The 25,980-nt window shown below is 59.0% G+C and carries 23 protein-coding genes and 1 riboswitch; of the genes, 14 read left to right on the top strand and 9 right to left on the bottom strand.

All coding sequences use genetic code 11. The features are described 5' to 3' along the window. Positions 1 to 82: 82 nt before the first annotated feature. Positions 83 to 193, top strand: a riboswitch (TPP riboswitch). Positions 194 to 244: 51 nt separating this feature from the next. Genes thiM through DXD77_RS01185 form a run of 3 tightly spaced genes read left to right on the top strand, consistent with a single transcriptional unit; the run spans position 245 to position 2,121 of the window. Beyond that, positions 245 to 1,084, top strand: coding sequence for a hydroxyethylthiazole kinase (thiM, locus tag DXD77_RS01195; protein ID WP_233502662.1), 840 nt, complete (start codon positions 245 to 247; stop codon positions 1,082 to 1,084). Positions 1,085 to 1,087: 3 nt separating this feature from the next. Further along, positions 1,088 to 1,429 carry a thiamine-binding protein gene (locus DXD77_RS01190; RefSeq protein WP_233502661.1) on the top strand — a complete coding sequence of 114 codons (342 nt, stop codon included), beginning with the start codon at positions 1,088 to 1,090 and terminating at the stop codon, positions 1,427 to 1,429. Then, positions 1,426 to 2,121, top strand: coding sequence for a thiamine phosphate synthase (locus DXD77_RS01185; RefSeq protein ID WP_006234517.1), 696 nt, complete (start codon positions 1,426 to 1,428; stop codon positions 2,119 to 2,121). The genes DXD77_RS01190 and DXD77_RS01185 overlap by 4 nt, the downstream gene beginning before the upstream one ends. Before the next feature lie 101 nt (positions 2,122 to 2,222). Here DXD77_RS01185 and DXD77_RS01180 read toward each other — a convergent pair whose 3' ends face one another. Then, positions 2,223 to 3,092, bottom strand: coding sequence for a patatin family protein (locus tag DXD77_RS01180; protein WP_199408980.1), 870 nt, complete (start codon positions 3,090 to 3,092; stop codon positions 2,223 to 2,225). Positions 3,093 to 3,416: 324 nt separating this feature from the next. On the opposite strand from DXD77_RS01180, the gene DXD77_RS01175 reads away from it, so the two are divergent. The 7 genes from DXD77_RS01175 (at position 3,417) to DXD77_RS01145 (ending at position 12,013) form a co-directional block, all read left to right on the top strand. Then, entirely contained in the window at positions 3,417 to 6,134 is a 2,718-nt protein-coding gene (locus DXD77_RS01175; protein ID WP_117647417.1) for an EAL domain-containing protein, read from the top strand. Positions 6,135 to 6,258: 124 nt separating this feature from the next. After that, positions 6,259 to 7,791 (top strand): diguanylate cyclase domain-containing protein, encoded by a 1,533-nt coding sequence (locus DXD77_RS01170; RefSeq protein ID WP_117647415.1) that lies wholly within the window; start codon positions 6,259 to 6,261, stop codon positions 7,789 to 7,791. Positions 7,792 to 7,902: 111 nt separating this feature from the next. Then, positions 7,903 to 8,526 (top strand): flavodoxin family protein, encoded by a 624-nt coding sequence (locus DXD77_RS01165; protein ID WP_117647413.1) that lies wholly within the window; start codon positions 7,903 to 7,905, stop codon positions 8,524 to 8,526. A 17-nt stretch (positions 8,527 to 8,543) separates the two neighbouring features. Beyond that, complete coding sequence (locus tag DXD77_RS01160) at positions 8,544 to 8,885, top strand: arsenate reductase family protein (protein ID WP_022093957.1); 342 nt, start codon at positions 8,544 to 8,546, stop codon at positions 8,883 to 8,885. Between the two features lie 86 nt (positions 8,886 to 8,971). Beyond that, positions 8,972 to 10,102, top strand: coding sequence for a GTP-binding protein (locus DXD77_RS01155; protein ID WP_117647411.1), 1,131 nt, complete (start codon positions 8,972 to 8,974; stop codon positions 10,100 to 10,102). Between the two features lie 99 nt (positions 10,103 to 10,201). Next, positions 10,202 to 10,801: a tRNA (cytidine(34)-2'-O)-methyltransferase gene (locus DXD77_RS01150; RefSeq protein ID WP_117647409.1), complete on the top strand. Its 600-nt coding sequence runs from the start codon at positions 10,202 to 10,204 to the stop codon at positions 10,799 to 10,801. 111 nt (positions 10,802 to 10,912) lie between these two features. Continuing rightward, positions 10,913 to 12,013 carry an AAA family ATPase gene (locus DXD77_RS01145; protein WP_117647509.1) on the top strand — a complete coding sequence of 367 codons (1,101 nt, stop codon included), beginning with the start codon at positions 10,913 to 10,915 and terminating at the stop codon, positions 12,011 to 12,013. Positions 12,014 to 12,055: 42 nt separating this feature from the next. Here DXD77_RS01145 and DXD77_RS01140 read toward each other — a convergent pair whose 3' ends face one another. The 4 genes from DXD77_RS01140 to DXD77_RS01125 all read right to left on the bottom strand — a co-directional run bounded on the left by DXD77_RS01140 (position 12,056) and on the right by DXD77_RS01125 (position 18,572). Beyond that, a complete protein-coding gene (locus DXD77_RS01140) occupies positions 12,056 to 14,551 on the bottom strand; it encodes an excinuclease ABC subunit UvrA (RefSeq protein WP_233506679.1) in 2,496 nt (831 codons plus the stop codon). 10 nt (positions 14,552 to 14,561) lie between these two features. Beyond that, complete coding sequence (locus DXD77_RS01135) at positions 14,562 to 15,680, bottom strand: ATP-binding protein (RefSeq protein ID WP_117647406.1); 1,119 nt, start codon at positions 15,678 to 15,680, stop codon at positions 14,562 to 14,564. A 93-nt stretch (positions 15,681 to 15,773) separates the two neighbouring features. Further along, the gene (locus DXD77_RS01130; RefSeq protein WP_117647404.1) at positions 15,774 to 17,777 is read right to left on the bottom strand and encodes a translation factor GTPase family protein; all 2,004 of its coding nucleotides are present in this window, start codon (positions 17,775 to 17,777) and stop codon (positions 15,774 to 15,776) included. 306 nt (positions 17,778 to 18,083) lie between these two features. Further along, positions 18,084 to 18,572 (bottom strand): GNAT family N-acetyltransferase, encoded by a 489-nt coding sequence (locus tag DXD77_RS01125; RefSeq protein WP_117647402.1) that lies wholly within the window; start codon positions 18,570 to 18,572, stop codon positions 18,084 to 18,086. Between the two features lie 150 nt (positions 18,573 to 18,722). On the opposite strand from DXD77_RS01125, the gene DXD77_RS01120 reads away from it, so the two are divergent. After that, a complete protein-coding gene (locus DXD77_RS01120; RefSeq protein WP_226798279.1) occupies positions 18,723 to 18,947 on the top strand; it encodes a hypothetical protein in 225 nt (74 codons plus the stop codon). Positions 18,948 to 18,995: 48 nt separating this feature from the next. Here the strand turns inward: DXD77_RS01120 and DXD77_RS01115 are convergent, their stop codons facing one another. Both DXD77_RS01115 and DXD77_RS10330 read right to left on the bottom strand, forming a co-directional pair. Next, positions 18,996 to 19,700, bottom strand: coding sequence for a class I SAM-dependent methyltransferase (locus tag DXD77_RS01115; protein WP_117647401.1), 705 nt, complete (start codon positions 19,698 to 19,700; stop codon positions 18,996 to 18,998). Positions 19,701 to 19,763: 63 nt separating this feature from the next. After that, entirely contained in the window at positions 19,764 to 19,907 is a 144-nt protein-coding gene (locus DXD77_RS10330) for a hypothetical protein (protein ID WP_158549061.1), read from the bottom strand. 478 nt (positions 19,908 to 20,385) lie between these two features. On the opposite strand from DXD77_RS10330, the gene DXD77_RS01110 reads away from it, so the two are divergent. After that, entirely contained in the window at positions 20,386 to 21,225 is an 840-nt protein-coding gene (locus DXD77_RS01110) for a transporter substrate-binding domain-containing protein (RefSeq protein ID WP_117647399.1), read from the top strand. A gap of 185 nt (positions 21,226 to 21,410) precedes the next feature. On the opposite strand, the gene DXD77_RS10455 is transcribed toward DXD77_RS01110, so the two are convergent. Then, complete coding sequence (locus DXD77_RS10455) at positions 21,411 to 21,767, bottom strand: hypothetical protein (protein WP_199408978.1); 357 nt, start codon at positions 21,765 to 21,767, stop codon at positions 21,411 to 21,413. On the opposite strand from DXD77_RS10455, the gene DXD77_RS01105 reads away from it, so the two are divergent. Further along, entirely contained in the window at positions 21,750 to 24,320 is a 2,571-nt protein-coding gene (locus tag DXD77_RS01105) for a mechanosensitive ion channel domain-containing protein (protein WP_199408977.1), read from the top strand. The two genes, DXD77_RS10455 and DXD77_RS01105, sit on opposite strands and share 18 nt — an antisense overlap. Positions 24,321 to 24,380: 60 nt before the next feature. After that, on the top strand, positions 24,381 to 24,779 hold the full coding sequence (locus DXD77_RS01100; RefSeq protein ID WP_117647395.1) for a hypothetical protein: 399 nt from the start codon (positions 24,381 to 24,383) through the stop codon (positions 24,777 to 24,779). A gap of 184 nt (positions 24,780 to 24,963) precedes the next feature. On the opposite strand, the gene DXD77_RS01095 is transcribed toward DXD77_RS01100, so the two are convergent. Further along, on the bottom strand, positions 24,964 to 25,899 hold the full coding sequence (locus DXD77_RS01095; RefSeq protein WP_158549060.1) for a LysR family transcriptional regulator: 936 nt from the start codon (positions 25,897 to 25,899) through the stop codon (positions 24,964 to 24,966). Positions 25,900 to 25,980: the final 81 nt, after the last annotated feature.

Raw genomic sequence — 25,980 nt, 5'->3', positions numbered from 1 at the left:
TGGGAAAATGCAGCGCCCCTGTTGCCACCTGCCAAAATAAACCTGTCCCATATTGGCAGGTGCGCTAGTATAGGGAACAACAGATTCGATGCGGGAGTGCCGGCGGTGCAAACCACAAGGCTGAGAGGGCATAGGGCCCAATCCTTTGAACCTGTCAGTTAATGCTGGCGTAGGGAGCATGCCGCCTTTACAGGGGCGCTGTCTATGCACAGCGCCCCTTTTCTATGCCAAGGAGGCATGTGCGGTGATTGATTCGGAACAGCTTAAGCAACATATGGTCAAGGCCGTAGAGGAGATTCGAGCCACCAATCCGATGGCCGGCTCCATCACCAACACGGTGACGATCGACTTTGTCGCCAACGCGCAGCTCGCCGTGGGCGGTTCGGCCGCCATGGTCTATCTGCCCGACGAGGGCGAGGCGCTCGTTGCCGGCGGCGCCGCCATCTATCTCAACATGGGCACGCTCTTCCCCATCTACGAGCAGACGATTCCCCGCGCGGCCAAGGCGGCACACGACGCCGGCAAGCCCTGGGTGCTCGATCCGGTGGGTCTGGGCATCGGTAGCCTGCGCACCCAGCTGGTAAACGAGCTCAAGCAGTACAAGCCCGCCATCGTACGCGGCAACGCCTCCGAGATCATCGCACTCTCCGGCCTGTGGGGTCTTGAGGGCGAGTCGGCCGATCTGAGCCGCGTACGTGGTGTCGATACCACCGACACGGTCGACGCCGCCCGCGATGCCGCCGTGGCGCTCGCTCGCTACACCGGCGGCGCCGTTGTGGTCTCGGGCGAAGTCGACCTGATTACCGACGGCACGACCGTGGCCAAATCCCACGGCGGCAGCCCGCTCATGTCCAAGATTACCGGCTGCGGTTGCTCGCAGGGCGGCGTGCTGGCCGTGTACGCCTGCGCTGCCGATCCGTTTACGGCAGCCGTCTGCGGTACCGCCGTCTACAACGTCGCCGGCACGCGTGCCGCCGCCGTCGCCGATGCCCCGGCAAGCTTTAAGGTCGCCTTTATCGACGAGCTCTACCGCGCAACCGCCCAAGACATCGCCGATAACCAACTCGAGCTCGAGGAGGCATAAGCCATGTCCGAGCCCGCAACCAATGCCGGCATGAACACGCTCGTCGCTGTGGCCATCGCCCCGTGCGGCACCGGCGATGAACTGTCCGCCGAGGTCGCCGAGGTCGTGCGCGTCATTCGCGAGAGCGGCCTTCCCAACCGCACCACCTCGATGTTCACCGAGATCGAGGGCGACTGGGACGAGGTCATGCAGGTCGTGCGCGACGCGACCTTTGTGTTAGCGAACAAGGGCATCCGAACCGAAGTCGTGCTCAAAGCCGATATTCGACCTGGATTTACCGACACCATGACCGGCAAACTCGAGCGCATGGAAGCGCAGATCAAAAAGCAGGAGGAAGCACGATGAGCATCCGCGACAACCTTGATATCTCGGCCTATCTGGTGCTCGGCCCCGAAAACACCCTCGGACGCCCCGTGGGCGATGTGGTGGCCCAGGCGCTCGACGCCGGCTTTACCTGCATTCAGGTGCGCTCCAAGGTGGCAAGCGCCCGCGAGATCATTGCGCTGACCGGCGACGCCGCGCAGGCAATCGCACAGGCCGGCAAGACCGGTCAGGTCGCCTTGCTGATCGATGACCGCCTTGACTGCGTACTCGCCGCACGCGAGCAGGGCATTGCGGTCGACGGCGTGCACGTGGGCCAGAGCGATATTCCCGTCGAGGTCTGTCGCAAGCTGCTGGGCCCCGACGCCATCGTGGGCCTTTCGGCCCGTTGCGAGGAAATGCTCGAGTACGTCAAGACCGCCGACATGAGTCTGGTCGACTACCTGGGCATCGGCCCGCTCCACGAGACCGAGACCAAGCGCGACTGCGGACGCGCAGCCGATGGCTCCATCATCACCAAGAGCTTTGAGGACCTGGCCGCACTCCACGCGGCAAGCCCCGTGCCCATCGTGGTGGGCGGCGGCGTTAAGACGGCCGACTTGCCGCAGCTTAAGGCAACCGGCGTCGACGGCTTCTTTGTGGTGAGCGCCGTCTGCAGCGCCGACGATCCCTACGCCGCGGCCAAGGAGCTTGTCGACACCTGGCAGCAGGCATAGGCATAGGCCGAACAGCTGATTCGCAGCCTCATATCTTCAGCAATGGAAAGCGCATCCCAGTTTGGGCCTCCATTCCGGGATGCGCTTTCCGTATGCGACCCTTACCCCGCCAGATACGCTTCCAACGCCGGCAAAGTCGCCTCTGCATCGTGGCGGCCGACCTGGTAGATGCGCTCGAGCTCATCCGGTTCGCGGCACAGCGACGGCACCTTCACCGATTCGCTCGGCCGCACCACAAAGACCTCGCCGGCAGCCTCTCGACGTGCCAGGTCATCGAGCGTGGCATTGTAGACCTCATGCCGATGCTCAAGCGCTGCAACAAACTCCGGATAGTGACGGAACACGCGCCGCAGCATGGGCATCACGCTGTTGGGCTGCTTCACAAAGCCCGCCGGCTGCGTGAGTACCACGATATTGCGGTCATACCCCTGCGCAAACAGCCATGCGCTGGGAATAGAATCAGCCACGCCACCATCCAGATACTTATGCCCGTCAATAGCAACGGGACGCGTCGCCACAGGAATCGCCGACGATGCCCGGATCCACTCGATATCCCGCTCGTCGCCATAGGGCAGGTCGTGGTAGACGGCCTTGCCCGTCTCGATATCGGTGCACACGCACGTAAACCGCATGGGGCAGGCGCGATACGCCTCCAGGTCGATGGGATCGCGCTCGATGGGCACCTCGTGATAGGCAAAATCGGCATTGAACATATCGCCGGTTCGCAGCCAGCTGGTCACGCTCGCATAGCGTTTGTCGGCGCAATAGGCCTTGTTATAGCGAATGGCGCGGCCGATCTGGCGCGATTTAAAGTTGTAGCCAAATGCCGCGCCCGCCGAGACGCCCACCATATGGTCGCAGGTCAAACCGTGCTCCATCCAAACGTCGAGCACGCCCGCCGTATACATACCGCGGTAGCCGCCTCCCTCGAGCGCCAGCCCCACCGTGCGCGTCATATTTGACTGTGCCATGCGACCATCTCCGTTCCTGCGTTTTAAAACGGAACAAGTATACCCATCAACAAATATCGTCTCAGTCGCATTTTCATCGAACATCGCATCGTCGTGTTACCGCTTGGCAAATAATTGTCACCCATAGTATTGGCACCCCTATATAATTTTGTACTGTTGTTTATACTACTCAGCAGTTATCAACAGCGAACATTAGCCGGCAAAGTAACCCAACAACGCCGCAAGGCGGAGGCCTGGATACACGCAATACGCTGAGCAACGACGCGTGTACACAACGAGCTCGCCCGACGCAATCCGCCCCGACCTCAGAAAGCCGCTTAGAACATGGATACTGTCAGCAATTACACCGAAACGCTCGAAAAGACCATCCGTGACCTTCTGGAGCGTCAGGACGATCTGATCAGGACCGCCTTTACCGACGAGCTCACCGGACTTGGCAACCGCGGCGGCTTTACCCGTTCCTTAGAGGAACTCTGGGAGCAGGAACTGCCCGTGACCATGGCGTTTATCGACATCGATTACCTTAAGCACTGCAACGACATCTTTGGACATGACGAGGGCAACCGCTATATCTTGCAGGTGAGCCTCTATCTCAAACTGTATATGAAGGTGGACGAGGCGGCATTTCGTCTGGGGGGCGACGAGTTCGCCATCCTATCTACGATTGCGACCGAGGACGACCTTGCCGAACGTCTGGAACACTGCCGAACGGTACTGCTCGAAAACAACGCTTCCAAGATGCCTCACTCGTTTAGCTACGGAGTGGCACACGCCGACCCCGCCCTGGGCGAAGCCCCCAATCGCTTGACGAACGATGCCGATCATCGCATGTACGACTACAAGCTACGTCATGCCGTGCACCTTGATCGACGCAATATCGCACAAGCCCACACCGACGACTTCGAAATAAGCGATCGCATTTTCGACGCCCTTTCGATGCTCAACGAAGGCCGATATTTCTTTATCGAGAACTTGGACAAACATCGAACCCTTTGGTCACAAGGCGCCTTGCGCGATCTTGGTCTTCCTTCGGAGCATATAGACAACTGCCACGATTACTGGAAAACGCGTGTCCATCCCGATGACCTTGAGGCCTATACCAACGACATCGACCAAATCTATGACGGCTCCAAACATCGCCACGTCATGCAGTACCGCGTGCGCAATGCCGCCGGCGACTACATCCTCGGCCGTGCTCGCGGGTTTCGTATCGACGGCGACGGAAATGTCCCCTCGCTCTATGTCGGCGAGCTCGTCAACCACTCGCTTGCCGAGACCGTCGACGCCGCCACGGGTCTCGGAACGCAGCGCACGCTGATCAACGCTATCGATGCCTGCCGTCGCGACCGTTGCGAGACGGGGCTTATAGCAGTGCGCGTTCGCGGCACGGCCAAGCTCAACGAGCTCTACGGGGCCGAGGCCGTCGACAACATGCTCGCCGAATACGCAGGCCGCATGCTGTCGATTACTCGCGGCAGGAGTCGCGTCTTCCGCTCACGCAACGCCCAGTTCGTCGTGCTTAGCAACAATTTGGATCACGAAGCATTCGAGCAACTGATCCAACATCTCAAAGAGGCCGTTTTCGCTCCCGTTCGAATCGCGGACGACACCATTACCCCCGTCTGTCTTGTCGTTCCGGCCTTTTACGAGCACCTGACCAATCAAACGGCCGCCGTTTTAGGCGAACTCGACCGTCGCATTCGCACGGCCGGCGGGCTTGTTCCCAACGACAGCCTCCCCATACCCGAGGTGGAGCGCAAAAGCGCCATCGCCGAACGCATCGATCCGCTCACGGGTCTCTATCGACCCAGCGAGTTTATGCGCCGCGCCAACGAATTTCTCGAGACAAGGCGCAACGGCGCCTGGTGTGTCGCCACCGTCGATATGGGACACATGCGACTGTTAAACGAATGGCACGGACAGGCCGAGGGCGACCGCATGCTCGCCGATGTGGGCACGGTCCTCAAAGACATCGAGAATGCCGACATGGGCGTCGCAGGGTACTGGGGCCAAGACGACTTTTGCATACTCATCCCCTTTGAACACGACACCGTCCATCAGATCTATAGCCGCGTTCGCCAGGCCGTGGCCAAGTATGATGACGGCGTGGGATTCTGGCCGTCCATGGGCGTCTACCCCATCGACTCCAACGAGAAAATCACCATCGATGCGCAGGCCAAGGCCATGTTTACCAATCGGCGCGCAAAAAACGACTTTAAGGAGCGTATTGCCATTTTCCGCCCCGAGGAGTACGAGCGCGAAATCGCGTTCCACCGCATGCTGACCGAATTCCAATATGCGCTCTCCAACGGCCGTATTACCTACTACCTGCAGCCCCAGGTCGACATGGAAACCGGCGAGATCATTGGCGCCGAAGCGCTCACGCGCTGGATCGACAAGGATGGCTCCCTCATTTCGCCCGCCACCTTTATCCCCACTCTCGAGGAAAGCGGTTTTGTGGTGACGCTCGACAAATACGTTTGGCAGGGCGTTGCCTTGTGGCTGCGCGAGCGCATCAATCGGGGGCTTCGCGTGGTTCCGATCTCGCTTAATGCGTCGCGCGTGGATATCCTTGCCTGCGACGTTGCCGAGCATATGGGGGCGCTCGCCGCCCAATACAACCTGCCGCCCGAGCTCATGCGCATCGAGATCACCGAGACAGCTTATACGGGAGAGTCCGAGGCCGTGAATAAACTAACGGCCGACCTGCACACCCGCGGCTTCTCGACCTATATGGACGATTTTGGCACCGGCCAGTCCACGCTCGCGATGCTCAAGAACGTCAACGTCGACGTCATCAAGCTCGATCGCACGTTTGTGCCCGATAACGGCGATGAGGGCCGCAGCGTGCAAATCATCTCATCAATGCTCGAGATGGCGCAGTCGCTCCATCTGCCCGTTGTGATCGAAGGCGTCGAGACAAATGAGCAGGCGAACATGCTGCGACAGATGGGCGCCCGCTACGCTCAGGGCTTCCTCTACTACCGCCCCATGCCGGCGAAGGATTTTGAGGCATTGCTCGATGGTGGCAATAACAACTAATACGCTCGCGCGTAAACGCCACCGTCGAGGGAGCGTTTGTTCCCATGAGCTAACTAATACCCCAATCTAAACCGAATTGGGAGTAAGATACAAACCATTGTTCCATCCAGGGAGGTCATCCATCATGAACGAGTCGTATCGCCTGGGCGAGCAATCGATTATCGCTCATCTTCAGCGACTTGCGAACGGGGCCTCAACCACCGAGCTCGATGTTGCCGCGCTGCCCCCGGAGCTGCGTGCCATCGGCGAGCAACTGCAGAAAACGCTCGCCATCCTGCAACAAGAACGCGAGCTGCTTGAGCACGGCGCCTATATCGACTCGCTCACCAATCTTGGCAACCGTGGCGGACTCGACCGCCATGTCGATCAGCTCTGGCGCAAAGGCACCCCCTTCACCTGTGCCTATATTGACATCGATCGCCTCAAGCATTGCAACGATAAGTTTGGCCACACCGAGGGCAATCGCTACATCCTGAGCATCTGCCGCGCACTCACCGAGACAATGGAGCACGATGAGTTGCTGTTCCGTATCGGTGGAGACGAATTTGTACTTATATCCCCCACGACAGACGAAGCCGAGCTCGAGCAGCGCCTGGAGCGGACGCGTGCCAATCTTATCGAGGCAACATCGGACGGCAAGGCGCCCATGATCGCCAGCTTTAGCTTTGGCTGCTCGCGCGTCGACCCACTTGCAGGCGATACGCGTCGCCAGATGACAAAGGACGCCGACCGCAAAATGTATCGCTACAAGCTCATGTACCGCGTGCAACAACCGGAAGAAGGCGATGCGCCGCAACGCCCGGTCACCGAACAACCCCCCCCCTGCAACGACCGAGTGTTCCAAGCGATCTCCATGAGCTCCGAGACGCGCTATCCGTTCATCATTAACCTCGACACCGGCGAATCGCAATGGTCGGTTAATGCCGTGCGCGATTTTGACCTACCCTCCCAGCATCCCTACAACTCGCTCGATATATGGCTTGCCCGTGTTCACCCCGAGGACCGCGACAACGTACGTGCCGAGCTCGATATGGTGGTAAACGGCACGTGGCACTTCCACTGCATGCAGTATCGCGTCATGAATACCGCCGGAAAATACGCGCTTTGCGACTGCACGGGTTACCGCCTGGACGGCACCGACACCGAGCCCAACATGTATGTGGGCATTGTCACCAACCGAAGCTTGGCAGATACGACCGATTCCGTGACCGGTCTGGGCGATATCCACGCCCTGGTCAACGCCATTGGCGAGATGCGTCGCGTGGCACGAAACGCGGGCTTGATCGCCATTAAAATCGACGACATCGCCAAGGTCAATGCCCGCTTTGGCTTTGATGCAGGCGACCGCGTTTTGGCAGAAAGCGCCGCCTGCCTCATGGATTGCTCGCGCGGCAAGGGTCGTCTGTTCCGCTCGACCGGACCGATGTTCGTGGCGCTCTTTGACGAGCTTGATCCCGAAGAGACCGACGCGGTTGCAGACGAAATCGAACGGTTCTTGGGATCGCCCGTGCTCCTTGGCTCATTTGAATATCAGCCGCCCCTTCGCGTGGCGACGCTTCATCTGGACGCCGTCGACCGACAGCCCGTTTCCATTTTGAACGAACTTAATGCGCTGATTAGAGAGGCGCCACAGGTACCGGGCACCAAGCTGGACTAGCGTTATGGGGCGCGATGCGAAACACAGCCCGTTTCGCATCGCGCCCCACGCCATCTGCCCGCTCGTGCGATAATCCTCCGCAGAAGTCACCGACAGCAGAGGGAGTTTGTGATGAAGGTTCTTTTGGTCAATGGCAGCCCCAAGGCAAACGGCAACACGGCCCGCACACTCGCCGAGGTCGCCGAGCAGCTCAACGCCGAGGGTATCGATACCGAGATGTTTCAGCTGGGCGCCAAGCCCATTCGCGACTGCATCGGTTGCGGCCAGTGCGGCAAGCTCGATTGCCGTTGCACCTTTGACGACGATATGGTCAACGAGCTGATTGCCGCTGCCGAGCAGGCAGACGGCTTTGTCTTTGGTTCGCCCGTCTACTACGCGCACCCCAGCGGACGTATCCTCTCTGCCCTCGACCGTGCATTCTATGCCGGCAGCAAGGCCTTTGCGCACAAGCCGGGCGCCGCTGTCGCCGTTGCCCGTCGCGGTGGCACGTCGACCACCTTCGATGTGCTCAACAAGTACTTCACCATCAACCAGATGCCCGTGGTGGCATCCACCTACTGGAACAACGTCTTTGGCGCCATGCCGGGCGAGGCCGCCCAGGACGCCGAAGGCCTTGCCACCATGCGAAACATCGGCAAAAACATGGCCTGGCTCCTACGTTGCATCGAGGCTGGAAAGGCCGCCGGCATCGAAGCCCCCCAGGCCGATCGCGCTAGGACCAACTTCATCAGGTAGAACGGCGGAACATAGATATGAATATTCAAATTTTTGGGACTAAGAAGTCCTTCGATACCAAGAAGGCCCAGCGTTATTTTAAGGAGCGCCGCATTAAGGTGCAGTTTATTGACCTTAAGGAAAAGGAGATGAGCAAGGGCGAGCTCACGAGCGTGATGCAGGCGGTTGGCGGCATCGACAAGCTGCTCAACCCCAAAGCCAAGGACGAGGAGACGCTCGCACTCATCCAGCACCTCACCCCCAGCCAGCGCTTTGATAAGCTGCTCGAGAACCAGCAGGTTCTGGCCGAGCCCATCGTGCGCAACGGCAAAAAGGCCACCGTCGGTTATTGTCCCGACGTGTGGGGAGCCTGGGAGTAGCCTGTGTTATTTGTCGGCGCGTGGGTATAAGAGCAGGCGTTTGGCATAAGATTCAACTGTAAGCCATGTCTAACAAAGGAGGGCACATGCCCAACAAACCCGTGAAGATCATCATGCTTACCGGATACCTCGGTGCCGGCAAGACCACGCTGCTCAACCACATCCTCGCCAACGACGGCGGCATCCGCGCCGCCGTGATCGTCAACGATATCGGCGAGATCAACGTCGACGCCAGCCTCATCGCCGACGGCGGCCTTTCCGAGACCGACGACCTTATCCCGCTCACCAACGGCTGCATCTGCTGCACGCTTTCGGACGATCTGGCCAACCAGCTGCAGGGCATCGCCGATTCGGGCAAGTTCGACTACATCATCATCGAGGCCTCGGGTATTTGCGAGCCTATCCCCATCGCCTACACCATCTCGAGCTTCTGCGACGAGGCCAAGGTGGGCGGCGAGCCCAAGCTCGCGCTCGACAACATCGTGGCCGTGGTCGACTGCGCCCGCATGTACGACGAGTTCAACGGCGGCCGCGACCTGCTGGCCGAGGATATCGACGAGGACGACATCGAGAGCCTGCTCATCCAGCAGATCGAGTTTTGCTCCACGCTGGTTCTTAATAAGACTGACACCGTCACCCCCGAGCAGATCGCAGAGCTCAAGGCCATTGTGCGCAGCCTGCAGAAGGACGCCGTGATCGTCGAAGCCCAAAACGGCGAGGTCCCCATGGAGGAGCTGCTCGACACCGGCCGCTTCGACTTTATGCGCGCCTACAACTCCGCCGCTTGGATCGAGGCCATGGAGCATCCCGAGGAGCACGACGACCCCGAGGTGCTCGAGTACGACATCGAGACCTTTGTGTACTCGCGCCGCAAGCCGTTTGACCTGCAGAAGTTCACCGATTTTGTTGAGCAGGAGTGGCCCGACGAGGTCATTCGCGTCAAGGGCCCGCTGTGGCAGACCGGCAATCCGGACATGTGCTACATGTTTGAGCAGGCCGGACACCAGATGCGCCTAATGGAGAACGGTCTGTTTGTCGATTCTGCGCCCGAGGGCGAGAAGCAGAAGATTATCGACGAGAACCCCGAGATCATGCAGATTTGGGACGACGAGACGGGCGACCGCATGACGAGCCTGTGCATCATCGGGCGTCACATGGACAAGGACGCGCTCATCGCCGCCCTCGATGCCTGCCTGGCCGACTGGCACCGCGCCTAGGTTATCAAAGCGGGCGTTTTCCGCCCACGTAACCGCCTAACCACCACGAAGGTGCCTGTCCCCTTCGTGGTGGTTTTTCATTCTGAGCCAAGGAGATTCATGTTCAATATCGTGCTGTATGCACCCGAGATTCCGGCCAATACGGGCAATATCGGCCGCACCTGCGTGGTTACTGGCGCCCGCCTGCATCTGGTAGAGCCGCTGGGCTTTTCGCTCGACGACAAGACGGTGCGTCGCGCCGGCCTGAGCTACTGGCAAAACTTGGACGTGACGACCTATGCCAGCTGGGAGGATTTCCTTGTGCGCAACGACCTCTCCCCTGCCGACGAGCGCCTGCATCTGCTGACCAAAAAGGCGCGCCGCACCTATGCGCAAAGCACCTACCGCGACGGTGACTATCTGGTCTTTGGCAGCGAGAGCTCGGGGATTCCCGAGTCACTGCTTGCCGCGGCGCCCGCGCGCTGCGAGCGCATCCCGATGCTGCGCGATTGCGACTCACTCGATAACGCCGAGGCTTGGGAAGCCCACGAGGAGGCGCTCGGGCATAGCGAGAGCGGCCACGAGGCCATCCTTCAGCAGGATATCTGCGGCAACTTTGTAGACCCGGACGACTACCGCATCAGCGCCCTCAACCTCTCCAACAGCGCCGCCATCGTCCTCTACGAGGCCCTCCGCCAGACAGGCTTCCCCGGCATGTGACAAAGGGACTGTCCCTTTGTCACATTGATGCACCAAATAACGAGCCGTCGCTTTTAATCAGAATTAACTAGAATAAAATGGAGTTAAACGGCGATGCGAAAGGAGAGCCTTGTGGAATATCTCGAGAACCCGTTTACTCCCAGTTTTGGTGAGGTTCCTGCCCATCTCGCCGGCAGACAACAGATTATTCGGGATTTGGACCGTGCCTTCTTGAGTCAGCGTAGACGCCCGGAATTGACCTCGATCTTCTCAGGCGCGCGTGGAACCGGTAAAACCGCTCTCATGTCGTCGCTCGCGACAAGGGCGGAATCTCACGGCTGGATAGCCGTAAAGACGACCGCGCTCTCGGGAATGCTTGAGGAAATCGAGTTCGGGGCGAAACGTGCCGCAGCCCATCTCATCGACTCGTCCAGCCACTTCGAAGTCACCGGTCTCGGAATTGCACCGCTCGGCAGCATCGAGGTCAATCGCGTTCACGATGCCTCAACCTGGCGTTATCGCATGAGCGACATCATCGACCAGCTCAACGAGGCGGGCACCGGCCTGCTCGTTACGGTTGATGAGGTCGACCCGACGCTCGACGAGATGATCCAGCTCGCAGCCACGTATCAGCACTTTGTGACCGATGGGAAACGCGTCGCGCTGCTCATGGCGGGACTTCCTAACAACGTCTCGACGTTGCTGAACCACAAGACGGTCTCGTTCCTTCGTCGCGCCCAGCAATATCATCTGGGGCGTATCACCGACTACGATGTACGCGAGGCCTTGATTCGCACAATCCAGGAAAACGACCGTTTGGCGGATTCCGAGGGAATCGATAAGGCCGTTCGCTCGATTTCGGGCTTTCCTTTCCTTTTGCAGCTTGTGGGTTACCGCGCCTGGGATCTCACGAGCAACTCGAGGGAAATATCATCTCGCGACTTTGACCAGGGAATCAAAATCGCACGCGATGAAATGGACGACCGAATCCTCGCAGCGACTTACCGGGAACTCACTGCAGAGGACAAGCGATTTCTCATCGCCATGCTCGATGACGAAGAAGAGTCCACCACCGCTGACCTTGTCGAGCGCCTTAAGCGTTCGCCGCAACAGGTCTCCCGCTACCGACGCCGCATGATAGACGCCGGCATCATTGGAGAACGCGGGCGCGGAATCGTCGCTTTTGAATTACCGTTCTTCCGCGACTATCTCGCCGCTCAATGCGTGAAATAGGCATCGGATGTGACAAAGGGACTGTCCCTTTGTCACATTCTGCTAGAGGTAGCGGCCAGTGATGCTCTTGGAGTAGGCCGCGATGTCGCCCGGTGTGCCGACGCAGACGATTTGCCCGCCGGCATCGCCACCGCCCGGGCCCATGTCGATCACATAATCGGCGTTACGGATAAGGTCGAGGTCGTGTTCGATCACGACAACCGTGGCGTCCTTGGCAACAAGGCCGTCAAACACACTCAGCAACACCTGAACATCGAGCGGATGTAGTCCGATTGTGGGCTCGTCGAACACAAACACGGCATCATCCTGCACGCGGCCCATCTCGCTTGCAAGCTTAAGGCGCTGTGCCTCGCCGCCCGAGAGCGCCGGCGTGGGCTCGCCGAGTGTGAGATAGCCCAGCCCCAGGTCGTGCAGGGTCTGCAGACGCGTCTGAACTTTCTTGAGTCCCAGTGTGGCATCGAGGGCCTCGTCCACGCTCATGTCCATGAGCTGCGGCAACGTAAGCAGGCTCCCGCCCCTGCCCTCACGATGGATATGCGAGGCCGCGTCTGCATAACGCGAGCCGCGACATGCAGGACAGACGATCTCGACATCGGGCAAAAACTGCACGTCAAGTGATATCGAGCCCGTGCCATCGCACGTGGGGCAACGCAAAGCGCCAGTGTTGTAGCTAAAGGCACCCGCTTTATATCCTGCCGCCTTGGCCTCGGGCGTACGGGCGAAGGCACGGCGCAGCTCATCATGGATGTCGGCATAGGTCGCTACCGTCGAGCGTACGTTGGCGCCGATGGGCGTGGCGTCAATCAGGTTGGCGCGCGCGATGCCCTCGGCATCGACCCAACGCACGTGCCTTGGCAGGCGCTCGCCGGCCGCTTGCGCCTTGAGCGCCGGGATGAGCGTCTCGAGCACCAGTGTCGTCTTGCCCGAACCCGAAACACCCGTCACCGCGACAAGGCGGCCGCGCGGGATATCGACTTCGAGTGGTTTGACGGTATGGATGGCATCGGTCGCCATGCGGATATGGCCTAGGTCGAACAGTTCGTCGTCAGCCACCTGCGGGCGCAGACGCTTGGGGTCCGAGCGCAAGAACGGCGCGATGCGGCTGCCCTGCGATTGTTCGACCTCGTCTACCGTACCGGCGGCGATTACATGGCCGCCGCCTGCTCCCGCAACGGGGCCCATCTCGACCAGATAGTCGGCTTCTGCCAGCACGCGCGTGTCGTGGTCGACAACAACCACGGTATTGCCGTCGACCACCAGATCGCGCATTACGCCTACCAAGCCGTCGACGTTCGCGGGATGTAAGCCAATCGAAGGCTCGTCCAGCACATACAGCACGCCCGTCGAGCGGTTGCGTACCACGCGGGCAAGCTGCACGCGCTGGCGCTCACCCGTGGAGAGCGTGGCACCGGCGCGGTCGAGTGAGAGGTAATCGAGACCCAGGTCAACCAGGCGACGGGCCGCGCCCAAAAACGAGTCGCAGATATCCGTTGCCATGGGCCGCATCTCGGTCGGCAAGGATGCAGGCACCCCGCGTACCCACTCAATCGCCTCACCCAGCGTCATGGCCGCGGCCTGCGCCAGATTGATACCGCTCACCCGGGGCTGGCGTGCCGCCTCGGAGAGACGCGTGCCACCGCAATCGCGGCATGGACCCTCGCGCAAAAAGCGAGCCACGCGTTTAAGTCCCTTATCGTCCTTAACCTTGGCGAGCGCATTCTCGACCGTATAGACGGCGTTGTAATAGGTAAAGTCGAGCGGCGTGGCGCCCTCGCCGTTTTTGGGAACGTAAAGAATGTGCTTCTTAACCGCCGGACCGTGGAACACGATGTCGCGCTCTTGAGATGTGAGCTGGTTAAACGGCACATCGGTACGCACGCCCATCTCGCCGGCCACCTGCTTCATCAGATCCCACATGAGCGTACCCCAGGGAAGCACTGCGCCCTCGTTGATGGTCTTTGACTCGTCGGGCACCAGGCTCGCCTCGTCCACCTCGCGCATGACACCGGTGCCGCCACAGGTGGGACATGCACCGCCGCTATTGAAAGCCAAATCCTCGGCACTCGGCGCGTAGAACTCGCGGCCGCATGTCGGACACGTGAGTGACAGGCCCGCAGCCACGTTAAGGCTCGGCTCCACACGCGCCCCGCAATGCGGGCACACGTGATGGGCGCAACGGCTAAAGAGCAGACGCAGGCTATTGTTGAGCTCGGTCATGGTGCCAAAGGTCGAGCGTACGCCTGGCACACTGGGGCGCTGATGCAACGCGAGCGCCGCCGGCACGTGCAATACCTCATCCACCTGGGCGTGCTCGGCCTGCGTCAGACGGCGACGTGTATAGGTGCTGAGCGCCTCCAGGTAACGGCGCGAGCCCTCGGCATAAAGAACTCCCAGCGCCAGCGAGCTCTTGCCCGAACCCGATACGCCGGCAATACCCACGAGCCTTCCCAGCGGAATATCGATATCGATGTCCTTAAGGTTATGGACGCGCGCGCCACGCACCTCGATAGCTTGCGGGCTCATCTTCTGTTCCGTCACCTTTATCACCCTACTCATGCCATAAAATGCGGTCGCGAATGTACTTGCTCAGCATGGGCACGGTAAACCGGACGAGACCGTATCCGGCAGCCTCGATGACGCGCTCGCGAATCAGGCTTGCGCGATATTTACTCGCCCAGCTCTGGGTACGGTCGCAGCGCTCAATGATATCCGCCATGCGCGTCGGCTTGTCCTCGTCAACCGCCATGGCCTCGATAAAGAGACGCTGTGGGGTGCGCAGTCCGTAATACAGAGGCGCGTCAACCGCTTCGTAGAACTCGGAGACGGCATCCGCATGGCCATCCTCGACATCGCGCCTTTCAATGACTTGCGAGCCACGCCGGACAGCAGACCGCCACATGTAATATCCCACCAGCTGAACCATATAGGGATGCCCCATGCTCTTGTGCGCTGCAAGGTCCGCCGTTCCCGCATCAACGCAAAGACCGGCACACTCGACCGTCTGGATATACGAATCGCGCACCTTGGGCAAAGAAATCGTCCCCAACGTACGCTGCTGGGCACGTCGCAAAAACGTCACGCTCGGCTCTTCGAGCAGATCGTCAACCATGCTGGGCAAGCCGGCAAAGACCAGCGCAAGACCGCGCTGGTCGCTATCGGGCAAGCCCGTGGCATCCTGATCTCCCAGCACCTGCTGATAAAGAACGGCAAGGGCCGCCAGCTCCTCAATAGACGCCGATTGAGCCTCGTCAATCGCAAACAGGATGCCCTTACCTGGACCGAGTTTCTTGAGACGTTCGTTGACCAGCCCTCGCAACGTCTCGCCTTTTGCCCGCGCCGCCTCAACCGACATCCGTCCAAACGATGGGCCAAACTCCATTGACGTCACAACGGGCTTATTCGAGCGGAGTGCGTCGGCCAAGCGGTCGCATAAACCAAGCGAAGCGGAATCGGAGACAACCGCCCATCCGCGCTCACTGGCCAGACGTTGCAGCTCCCGCAGGAGAACTGTTTTGCCACAGCCGCGGTTTCCTGTAATGAGCATGAGCCTGCCCGGCGCCCCGGCGCCGTTATCGAGCCCTTCCTCAAAATCTTCGATGACCGACTCGCGACCGATGAGTAGCGGAGGCCGCTTACCAGCCGTTGGCTTAAAGGGATTTGGATTCATGTCGGCCTCCTCGAATTGGCAAAGGCTGGTAATAGTTATACCAACTTATACCGAGTTACACCAACTGAATGTGACAAAGGGACTGTCCCTTTGTCACATGTGGCCGAAAAACTCGGCGTCGGCGGGGCGATAGGGGCGGAAGGTGGCGGGATCGATCTTTACGTGTGCCGCGGCGGGCACGTCGTACCATTTGACCGTATAGCCGGCGCCGTGGGCGCAAAAGACCGAATCGGGCGTGTTGGGCAGATCGGCCTCGGGCTCATAGGCGGCCGCCTCGATGACGCGCTCGGCATCATGGCAAGCCGCATAACCGGCGAACTCAAGGTACAAATGCCCGCGGCCGCTCGTGTAGGCAGCCACCTCCAGCGCGTAATCCTGCACCTCGGATACCGGCACGCGACCCACAAGCTTCGCCCGGTCGGCCGCCATCGCCGGCGGCTCGTACTCGGCGCCCATGCGCGTGACATCCGAAAGCGCCCTGCCCACGCAATCTCCCGGCACCTCGAGCTCAAAGTGGTACCACGGCTCCAACAGCACCGCCGCACCCGCCTCGCGTGCCCGCATCAAACCCTGACGAATCGCGCGGTACGTGGCCTGACGAAAATCACCGCCCTCGGTGTGTTTGGCATGTGCACGGCCACCCGTAAGCGTGATGCGCACATCGGTGATGGGCGAGCCGGTCAACACGCCCAGGTGATCGCGCTCCATGGCGTTGGTGAGCGCCAGGCGCTGCCAGTTCAGATCGAGCTCGTCAGTCGAGGTAGCGGTACCAAATTGCACGCCTGAGCCCGCCGGCAGCGGCTCAAGGCGCAGGTGCACCTCGGCGTAATGGCGCAGTGGCTCAAAGTGGCCCACACCCTCGACCGGCTGCGAGATCGTCTCCTTATAGAGAATGCCGCCGGACTCAAACTCAATCGTAAGGCCAAAGCGATCGGCCAACACCCGCTGCACGACCTCGAGCTGCACGGCTCCCATCAACTGCAAGTGAATCTGCTCAAGATGCGTATTCCAGCTTACGCCGAGCATGGGGTCTTCGTCCGCCAACTCGGTCAGTGCTTTAAACACCGCATGGACATCGTGTTCGCCCGGTAGCACCGTATAGGTGAGGACCGGCGCAATGACAGGTGCATCGCCCGCGGGCTCCGTGCCCAGGGCGTCCCCTGGGCGAACGTGCGCAAGACCCGTCACGGCGCAAATACCGCCAGCAGCAACTTCTTGGGCAAGCTCATACTTCTCGCCGTTATAGATGCGTACCTGATCGACCTTCTGTTCCCACGCCTCGGCACTGGAATGCCCGCTGATCATCTGTTTTGCGCGCAGCGTGCCGCCGGTCACTTTAACCCAAGCCAAGCGCTCGCCACGATCCCCGCGGCTGACACGATAGACGCGCGCGGCAAACTCCGGGAGCCACGCCTGCTCACGCATCAGCGCGCATATACCATCCAGTAGCTCGTCAACGCCTTGGTCCTTGAGCGCCGAGCCGGCAAAGCAGGGAAAGAGCTTGCGCTCAACAACCATGCGCGACAGCGTTGCGACAGAAAGCTCACCCGCTTCAAGAAACTCCTCGAGCGCCGCTTCGTCCAACGCAGCAGCGTCCTCCTGAACGGCGCCGCCCGCCAGCAGCTCGTTGGCATCCAGGCAGCCCTCGGAAAGACGCTGCCCAAGTTGCGCCAGCAAAACATCGCGGCCGGGATTCTCCAAATCGATCTTGTTGATGAAGATGAACGTCGGGATGTCATAGCGTGCAAGCAGGCGCCACAGGGTTTCGGTGTGCCCCTGCACGCCATCGTTGGCGCCCACCACCAGAATCGCGTAGTCCAGGGCACGCAGTGTGCGCTCCGCCTCGGCAGAAAAATCGACATGGCCGGGAGCATCCACGAGCATGACGTGGGTATCGCCGTGGTCGAGCACGGCCTGCGACGAGAAAATCGTGATGCCGCGCTCGCGCTCGATCGTGTTAGTGTCCAGATGCGAATCGCCATCGTCCACGCGACCGCGCTTGCGAATGCGGCCCGCGTTGAACAGCATGGCCTCGGCCAACGTGGTCTTACCGGCATCGACATGCGCCAAGATTCCAACGACCGCTTGCTTCGACATGGCTCTCCTCTTATTGCAAGCCCATCGCACGCGGCAACGGGCGTCCTCGTTCCACACTGGATGATACAATTTACGGGCCGGCGGGCGAAGCGGGCCCTATCCCCCGACCGAGCTCATCGCCCCGCGTTGCCGCGCGGCGATTTTCGTAGGTTCGCGCCTTGCGAAAGCCGGCACCTCCCCTTTTTGTCTGCCCGGGTTCATCTGGGGCGGTAACAATGCGAGTCCCACAACGACGCGTTTTACCAAAAATGGCCCCACTCGGGGCCATTTTTTATTTGAGCTGGGTGATGATACGTGCCTTGGCTCCTACGCCTCGCGCAGCCAATCAAACGCGACACGCGCCGTGCCGTCAGACACATAGACGATACCGACACGCTCGAACCCCGCCTTGGCGATGGCGCCCTGCATGGGCAAGTTGTCCTCGTGCGTGTCAATACGCAGGTGATCGGCACGCTCTTTGGCAAAGGCGAACATCGCAGCCGCGATACCGTGCACGGTGCCGTCGGATGCCACACGGTGCAGCACGGCGTACGGAGTGTCGCTGCGCCACCGACCGTCCTCAATGACGTCATAGCACTCGTCCGGACCCGGTAAAAAGGCAAACGTCGCTACCACGTGACCGTCAACTTCGCACACATAGCTGCCACCAGCGGCGATATCGGCAGCCAGCTGCTCGGCCGAAGGCGTGCCCTCGGGCCACTGCGTGGCGTTGCCATGCGCGCGCATAAAGGCGCGGGCCGCGTCATAGATAGCCATGACGGCGGGAATGTCGGTATCGAGGGTTTTTCTGATCATCACGCGGCGACCTCACGTTTATTGGTATCACTTTGACTGAGCAATGATACCAACGTTTGGAGAGGGGCGCGAAGCGGATGGGAAGCAAAAAGCGAGCCGCCTGGTCAAAGGCCAAAAGCGAGTTTTTTGGGCGCTGCCACCGGCGGCGATATGAGCGATCTGTTTGCGCGCGAAGACGAGCGCCGCGACGCCCTGGACGCCGAGCGCGATGAAGCCTGGCGCTACAAGTCGTGCGAACGCAAAAACCGTTACGACACGCGCGCCGAGGCCGAGGCAGTTATGGCCGACTGCGAAAACCGCGGGCGGCGCGGCCTTGCCTGCTACAAATGCGAATACTGCGGCGGATGGCATCTGACGTCGCACCCCTGGAAATAGACCCCGCATCGGCACGGCGCTGGCGAAGCGCCGGCCATCGTGCGCAAGCTACGGGCGCGGCGGCACCAAAACATCGTAGCGAACGGCCTTGCCCGCGAGCTGATAGCTCGGCTTAACGCCGGCAAGCAGCGGCCCCTTCACCGGCCGCTTGATAACGACCTTACGCGGGTGCACCGCAAGCGCGGCTTCGACCAGCGTCTCCTCATCGGCACACGGCTGTTCCAGATGATGCAAGAGTTGGAACTTCTTTTTGACCGCCGCGCTCTTGGTGCGCTCGGGAAACATGGGGTCCAGATACACCACGTCGGGAGTCGCGAGCTCGCCCCGCCCGATCAGCTCAGCTACATGGCGAAGACCAGCGATGCTGTCCTCGCCCGCATGCAAGCGCATGCGCGACACGGTAGCCGCAAGCGCCGGATCGTCTGCCGCGCGATCCAAGGCATCCTTGAGAAGCGCCGCGATCACGCAATCCTGTTCATACAGATCGACGGTAAAGCCCGCGGCCGCCAGCAGCAGCGAGTCCTCGCCAAAGCCTGCTGTGGCATCAATCGCCCATGGTTGCTCGATGCCTTTTGTGCGCGCAGCCTTCACCAGTAGCTCTTGCTGCAAACGGCCCTGCTTGAGCCGTGGAAGCATGCGGCCAAAATCGGCACGCAACTCCATCGTGCCGTCGGTGAGCGTAAGGCCCTCGGGCTTCCCGATCAGCTCAAGCCCCGCGGCCCGAGCAACAGAAAAGGGATCGACGACGCCCATGGGTACTCCTTAGCAAGCAAAGCGGATACGTGAGCGCCGCATGTGTCGGCACCCAATCGTCCGCTATTGTCCCACATGCGACATGGCCCACAGCATCCCAATGCAAAGCACCGCCATCAATCCCGTGCACACGGCAGCGATCACAGAATCGCTCATGCGCCTTCCCAACGATTGCGGCTCGCGCGCCTGCCCTGTTCCGTACATCATGGCTCCTCCTTAGACCAGCTCCTTGTTACGACTCCATCATCGCAGCGCTGCGCATGAGCTGCCATCGATTTGGCTTACGCCCGGCTTTCCTTTTTGAAAGGTTGAGGTGCGCAGGCCTAAAGCGCTTTCAGGCCGTGCTTACCCATCCCGCAATCAAGCAACTAGAAAGGGCCGATCGTGCAGCAGCGCGGTCGGCCCTTTACGTTTGCCCAGATAAAACCTGCCAAAATAAACCTGTCCCTTTTTGCAGGTTTTAGCTGTGGCGGTACTCGGCGATGATGAAGTCGATATCGGTCTGAAGGGTGTCCAGGACCTATCGTCCATCGCAGCATGCTGACATCTATTTAGCAATAAAGTGTCCGATACCGACAGATTTTACCCTCCACCTCAACCATTTGTTTACCTGCCGCTTCACGACTATTCCACAGTTACCCGTCCATATCATTAAAGAACTGGACAATCGTCGTGAGGAATGCAAATGGACCATTCAGTCACACGCCGGAATGCCTGCCGGCTGGCAATCTCGGCAACTGGAGCCGCACTTGCAGCCATGTTGCTACCAGCCTGCTCAAACAGCAATTCCGGCATGTCTGGCAAGGGCAAGCTGAGTGTAGGCGTCCGCGCGGATATCGTTGGGTTTAGCGAACGCAATCCCAACAACGGCAAGTACTACGGATTCGAAATCGACCTCGCCAACGAGCTGGCAAACCGTCTCGGTTATGGAGACTGTTCGTTTATAACCGTAACGCCCGAGACGCGCGAAGAAATGCTCTCGTCGGGAAAAGTCGATTGTCTGATCGCTTGCTACTCGATAAGCGACGAACGTAAAAAGCTGTTTGACTTCTCTCCCGCCTATTACACCGATTCGGTAATTCTTGTTGTCGAAAACACATCGCTCATTCAATCCTTTTCCCAGCTTGAAGGCGAAACAATTGGCACGGTAGCCGGAACGAACGCCGCACCTCAACTTGCCGCGAAGTTTTTGGAACTGGGACTTTCGGACGGCATACCCCGGCAACAGGATGCCGAGAGCGGCAGCATCGACTACGACACATGGCATCTAAGCCAATACGCAAGCTACGCTGAGCTTTCCCAAGCATTGGAAGCCGGCGACGTCGACGCCATGGCGACGGACGGCGCGATTGCCAAAACCTATCTCGATGGCGAGCGCACCGTCCTGCCCGATTTTGGCATCAACCCACAGCGTTATGCCGTCGCAACGCAGAAGGACTCTGAGCTTTCGCCCAAGATTGCCGCCAAAGTGCGCTCAATGCTCAAAGACAAAACAGTCGATAAGTTCATCAATAAATGGAACTAAGGGAGCCACCCATGTCCAAGCGACTAAAGAAGAAATCTATGGCGCTTGCCGTTGCCGTAACCGTCTGCGCGTTGGCGATGGGACTCCTACTCGCCTCGATGCAAACGCGTCTATCGCAAGAGGAATACGCTCTGGAATTCGATCGCGTTGCCGCCGAACTCCCCGATCTCGTTAAAATGGCTCGGTCAGAAACGGAAGACAACACCCAAACATTTGATGACCTGTATCGCACGCGCGCCGCAAGCATCGCATTTATGGCGGCCAACGATGCCGGTTATGAAGCGACCGATGTCAAAATGGCCGAGCTCAAGGACCTGCTCAAGGTCGATAACGTTCTCGTCGCCCGACGCGACGGTTCCATCATCGCCAAGGCAGCTGACACCAAAGCCGATTTTAGCCGCGCCCGCTTCAACCAGCTGCGTCAGTGCTTCGAGACCGGCAGGCCCTCCGATCCGGTTGAGGTCGATCTTCCCGATCAAGACTGGCTTATGCGATACTATGCCGCCAAAATCGATGACGACACCATGGTCATCGTAGAACAAAATCCCCAAGAGCTGCACGCCCTTGTCAAGGACACCGGATCGACCGAGAGCATGCTCAAGAACATCTCACTCGGCAGCCACGGATTTGTCCTCGCCGTATCGGCAAAAACGCATCTGATCACCTACCATCCCGACCAGAACATGATAGGTACCGATGCACTCGACAACGGCATCGACATTGACAATCTTGAGGACGGCAAGACATTCTTCACTTCCGTCAAGAACACAAGCCTGTACTGTCGCGTCAAGTTGGTCGATGACACCTATTACGTTCTCGCCATTCCCGAAAGCGACACCGCCACCGCACGCAACATCACCGTGGGTGTCATCCTCTTTGCCTTTATCTCAATCGTCGCCGCCGTGGCGCTCTATGACCTGTTTGTCCTTGCGGATGACGAGCATAACGACCACGGCGATCACGAATACGTCAAGATCGGTCGCAACCTTAGGTTTAACCCCGCCGTGGGCAGGCGTGCAACAGCCTTGTCCATTGCAGGACTCGTCTTACTTTTGGCAGTAACCTTCTATATGCAAACGCTCTTTGCCCTTTCGAGCCAAGCGACGGTCAATCGAGAGCGTGTAGAGCAGATTGATCAAACGCTCAAAAACAATGCGATGCGCGAGGATGAACTTACGAGGCAATATAGTGAGCACTACGCCACTACCTGCCATATTATTGCCTACATCGTTGAGCACAATCCAGAGCTCGCCACGCGAGCCAATCTGCACAGCTTGGCAGAAACGCTTGGCGTCGAGTCAATTTACCTCTACGACGGCGACGGCAATATGACGAGCTCGAGCACGTCACAACGATCCTATAGTCTTTCGACCAAGTACGGCGACTCCTCCTACGAGTTCCGCTCGCTTTTGGGCGGCAAGGATGAGTATATACAACCTCTCTCTATCAACAGAACCACTGGCGAGACATATCAGTACATCGGCGTCGCGCTCTACGATCAAGATGGCATTGCAGACGGAATCGCACAGATTGCCGTGCGCCCTATGCGCCTAGAGGAAATGCTCAAGAGCACCAAGATCGACGCAGTGCTCGATGGCATCAAGGCGGGCGCCGGAGGCTTCGCCTTTGCAATCGAGAAAAAAGAGGGCACCGTTGCATATCATCCCAACAATCTTCTTATGGGGAAAAAGGCGTCCGAAATAGGATTAGCCGACGAGCACCTTGCAGACGGCTTTAGCGACTTCATTTACATCGACAACCAAAAACTCTACGCCTCCTGCCTGGAGACTGGCGACTATTACGTTTACGTCGCGGCACCCGAAGACTCTTTTATGCACCAGCGCGTTCCGCTCACCATCGCAACCGGAATCATCGCCGCTATATGCTTTGTCCTCATCTACCCTCTGCTGACGCTCGACACTATAAGAGGCGAAGAAAAACGTTCGAAGCGCGAAGACGATTTCACGGCAAGACGGTACAACATCACCGTCACGACGTCCGATGGCCGTATTAAGCACAGCGAAAGTGCCATTGGCCGATGGCTCAACATCTCCTTTAAATGGGAAGACAAAACCCCCGAGCAAAAACTCGGCACAGTCCTCAGATGGTTTACCGGCATCGGAGTATTTATCGTCTTTTTGGCCGTCTTGTTTAAAGACACGCTGTTTGGCCCGCGTTCGGTATTCACCTACATCCTGGGTAATGACTGGCAGCACGGCCTCAACATATTCGCGCTCACCGCTTCAATCATGTACGCCTGTGTGGCTCTCACAGTGTGCGCAATCGTGCAGGCGCTTCTTCGTATGCTGTCCAATGTGCTTGGAGCGCGCGGCGAGACGATATGTCGACTTCTCTCGAGCCTGACAAAATACGGGACTCTCATCGCTATGCTCTATTGGTGCCTCGGTGTTTTGGGTGTCGATACCGCAACGCTTTTGGCCTCGGCAGGCATCATCACGCTCGCCGTCTCCTTTGGAGCCAAAGACCTCATCACGGATATCTTGTGCGGGCTCTTTATTATCTTTGAAGGCGAGTTCCGCGTTGGAGACGTCATCTCGGTTGGCGGCAATACCGGCACCGTTATGGAAATTGGCGTGCGAACAACAAAGATCAATGACGGCAACGGCAATGTTCTACTGCTGCGCAATAGCTCGATTTCGAATGTCACCAACATGACCAAACTTAATTCTTACGCCAGCATAGACATCACCATACCGGTGGGAGAATCTCTACCCTATGTCGAAAAGGTGCTTAAAGACGAGCTCAAAAGTGTGCATGACCGCGTTCCCGCCATTATCGAAGGCCCCTTCTACAAGGGCGTGGTCGACCTTAGCAGCACCGCTATGACCATTCGCGTTGTCGCCACCTGCAAGGAGACAGACCGCGGCAGCGTCATGCGTTCTTTGCGCCGTGAGGTAAAGCTTATGCTTTCCCGCCGCGACATCGCCCCCTATCAACTCGTTTTCGACCATTGCGACGCCGTTGAGTCCGCTCCAAGGGCGGCCACCGCCGAGGAACTCGCCGAAGCGGACGAGTTTAATGAAGAACAGGAACTCGCCTCGCAAGATCTGGGTAACGAACCCCTCAATCAGTAATTCATGGTGCCAGGCAATACGTGCACGGTGCCATAACGGCTCAAGGGAAAGGAACTGAACATGAGCAACAACCGTAAAGTCCTAAAGGTCATGTCCATCATCTATTTATTGGGAGGTGTTTTCAGCATCGCCGCAGGCGCGTTAGCGCTCACGTCGGCTTCGAGCGACGCCAGCGGCGACCTCTCGGTTTACAGCGTTGTCGTCATCGTGATGGGCGTCATCGAAATCATCGCTGCCGCGTTGGGCATCCGTGCCTCAAATAACCCCAGCAAGATTGGTATCGTTTGGGTCTGGGCTATCATTTGCCTGGTATGCGCCGTTGTGAGCCTGCTGCTTTCCGAGCCCTTCTTGGGCGGAGTCGGCACCAGCGCCACCGATGTAACCGCCGTGGTCATAAGTGCCGTGTACTTCGTTTTTGCTAACCGCGTTAAAAAGGAAAATCAGGAGCGCCTGAGCTAGGCATCGGGTCCAACTGTACAAAGCGCCACGCATAAAAAACCGCCCTCCGTTTCTCAGACAGACGAGAAACGGAGGGCGGCCTGCTATGAATGGCGCTTACATGCTGTCGAGTGCGGCACCGGCACAATCGACAGCATGTTGTCAGGCAGCCGAGCTGACAGCGACGAGCGTATCGAAGGATATGCTAGCGAGCAGCGGACCCGTTGGCGCAACCTACCATGCGAATCAAGTAATTTTCTACGACGTGATAAGCTTGGGGCTTTTCATCTTTAAGGGAAACCAAGCATACCGGAACTGTCAGGGCCCCTTCACCCACAATGGGGACAACCTCGAACCCGCTAGCAATCTGGCCGGGAACGGGAAGAATCGCATTTAAGAAAAAGCCGTGCTCTGCCGCCAAAAACGACCCAAATTGAGCGGGACCATCGATAACGCGCGTCTCACCAAGGACACCGCGGCTTTCGTACTGCCAAAAAATCGAATTATTAAAGTTATCAAACGCAGCCGACTGCCCTGCCGGATATGAACCCAGATCAGCCACAGTCACAAAAGGCCTCTTAGCGAACGGATGGTCGGCGGCGACGACAATACCCGTGGGCAAGGTTCCCAGCTGCTCGCAATCATCAGTGGTATTGTCATATGTGCCCACCGTAAGCAAGGCGTCGAGGTCGCCCTGCTCGAGCTCCTGCTGGGCAATTCCGGGATGCACGGTACAGAACTTCACGCGCACGCGGGCGCCACGCATGATAAGCGCAGACAACCCCTTATATAGCTTATCGTCGTTATCGAGTGCGGGAACGCACAGGCCAATCGAGAGCTCCGGCATCACCTGTGCCCCAGAGGCCGACAGGACGGTCAGGTCACATCCAGACGGGTCAAAGCTTTCAACCTCTCGATACGCCTCGACGGCGTGGCGAGCCTTGGCATAAAAGCTGCGGCCGGCCCGAATCGGCTTTACGCCACTATTTCCACGCTCAAAAAACTGAACGTTAAACAACTGCTCGAGCTCGCTAATTGACTTGGAAATGGCCTGGACGGTCACGTTGCACTGGTGTGCCGCAGCGGTAAAACTCTTCGTCTCAAATACGGCGATAAAATAGCCAACCTGCTTGATATTCACCATTCACCTCAAATAAATGCACAGTATGATCCAGTTAAGTAAAAACCTAGCACAACGCAAGTGCCGGCATGTCGCGAACGG

The organism is Collinsella sp. TM09-10AT (genome assembly GCF_003436275.1).
In the GTDB taxonomy this organism is placed as follows: Bacteria; Actinomycetota; Coriobacteriia; order Coriobacteriales; family Coriobacteriaceae; genus Collinsella.
Note: the sequence above shows the minus strand (reverse complement) of the source record. Positions and strands in the feature narration are given on the sequence as shown.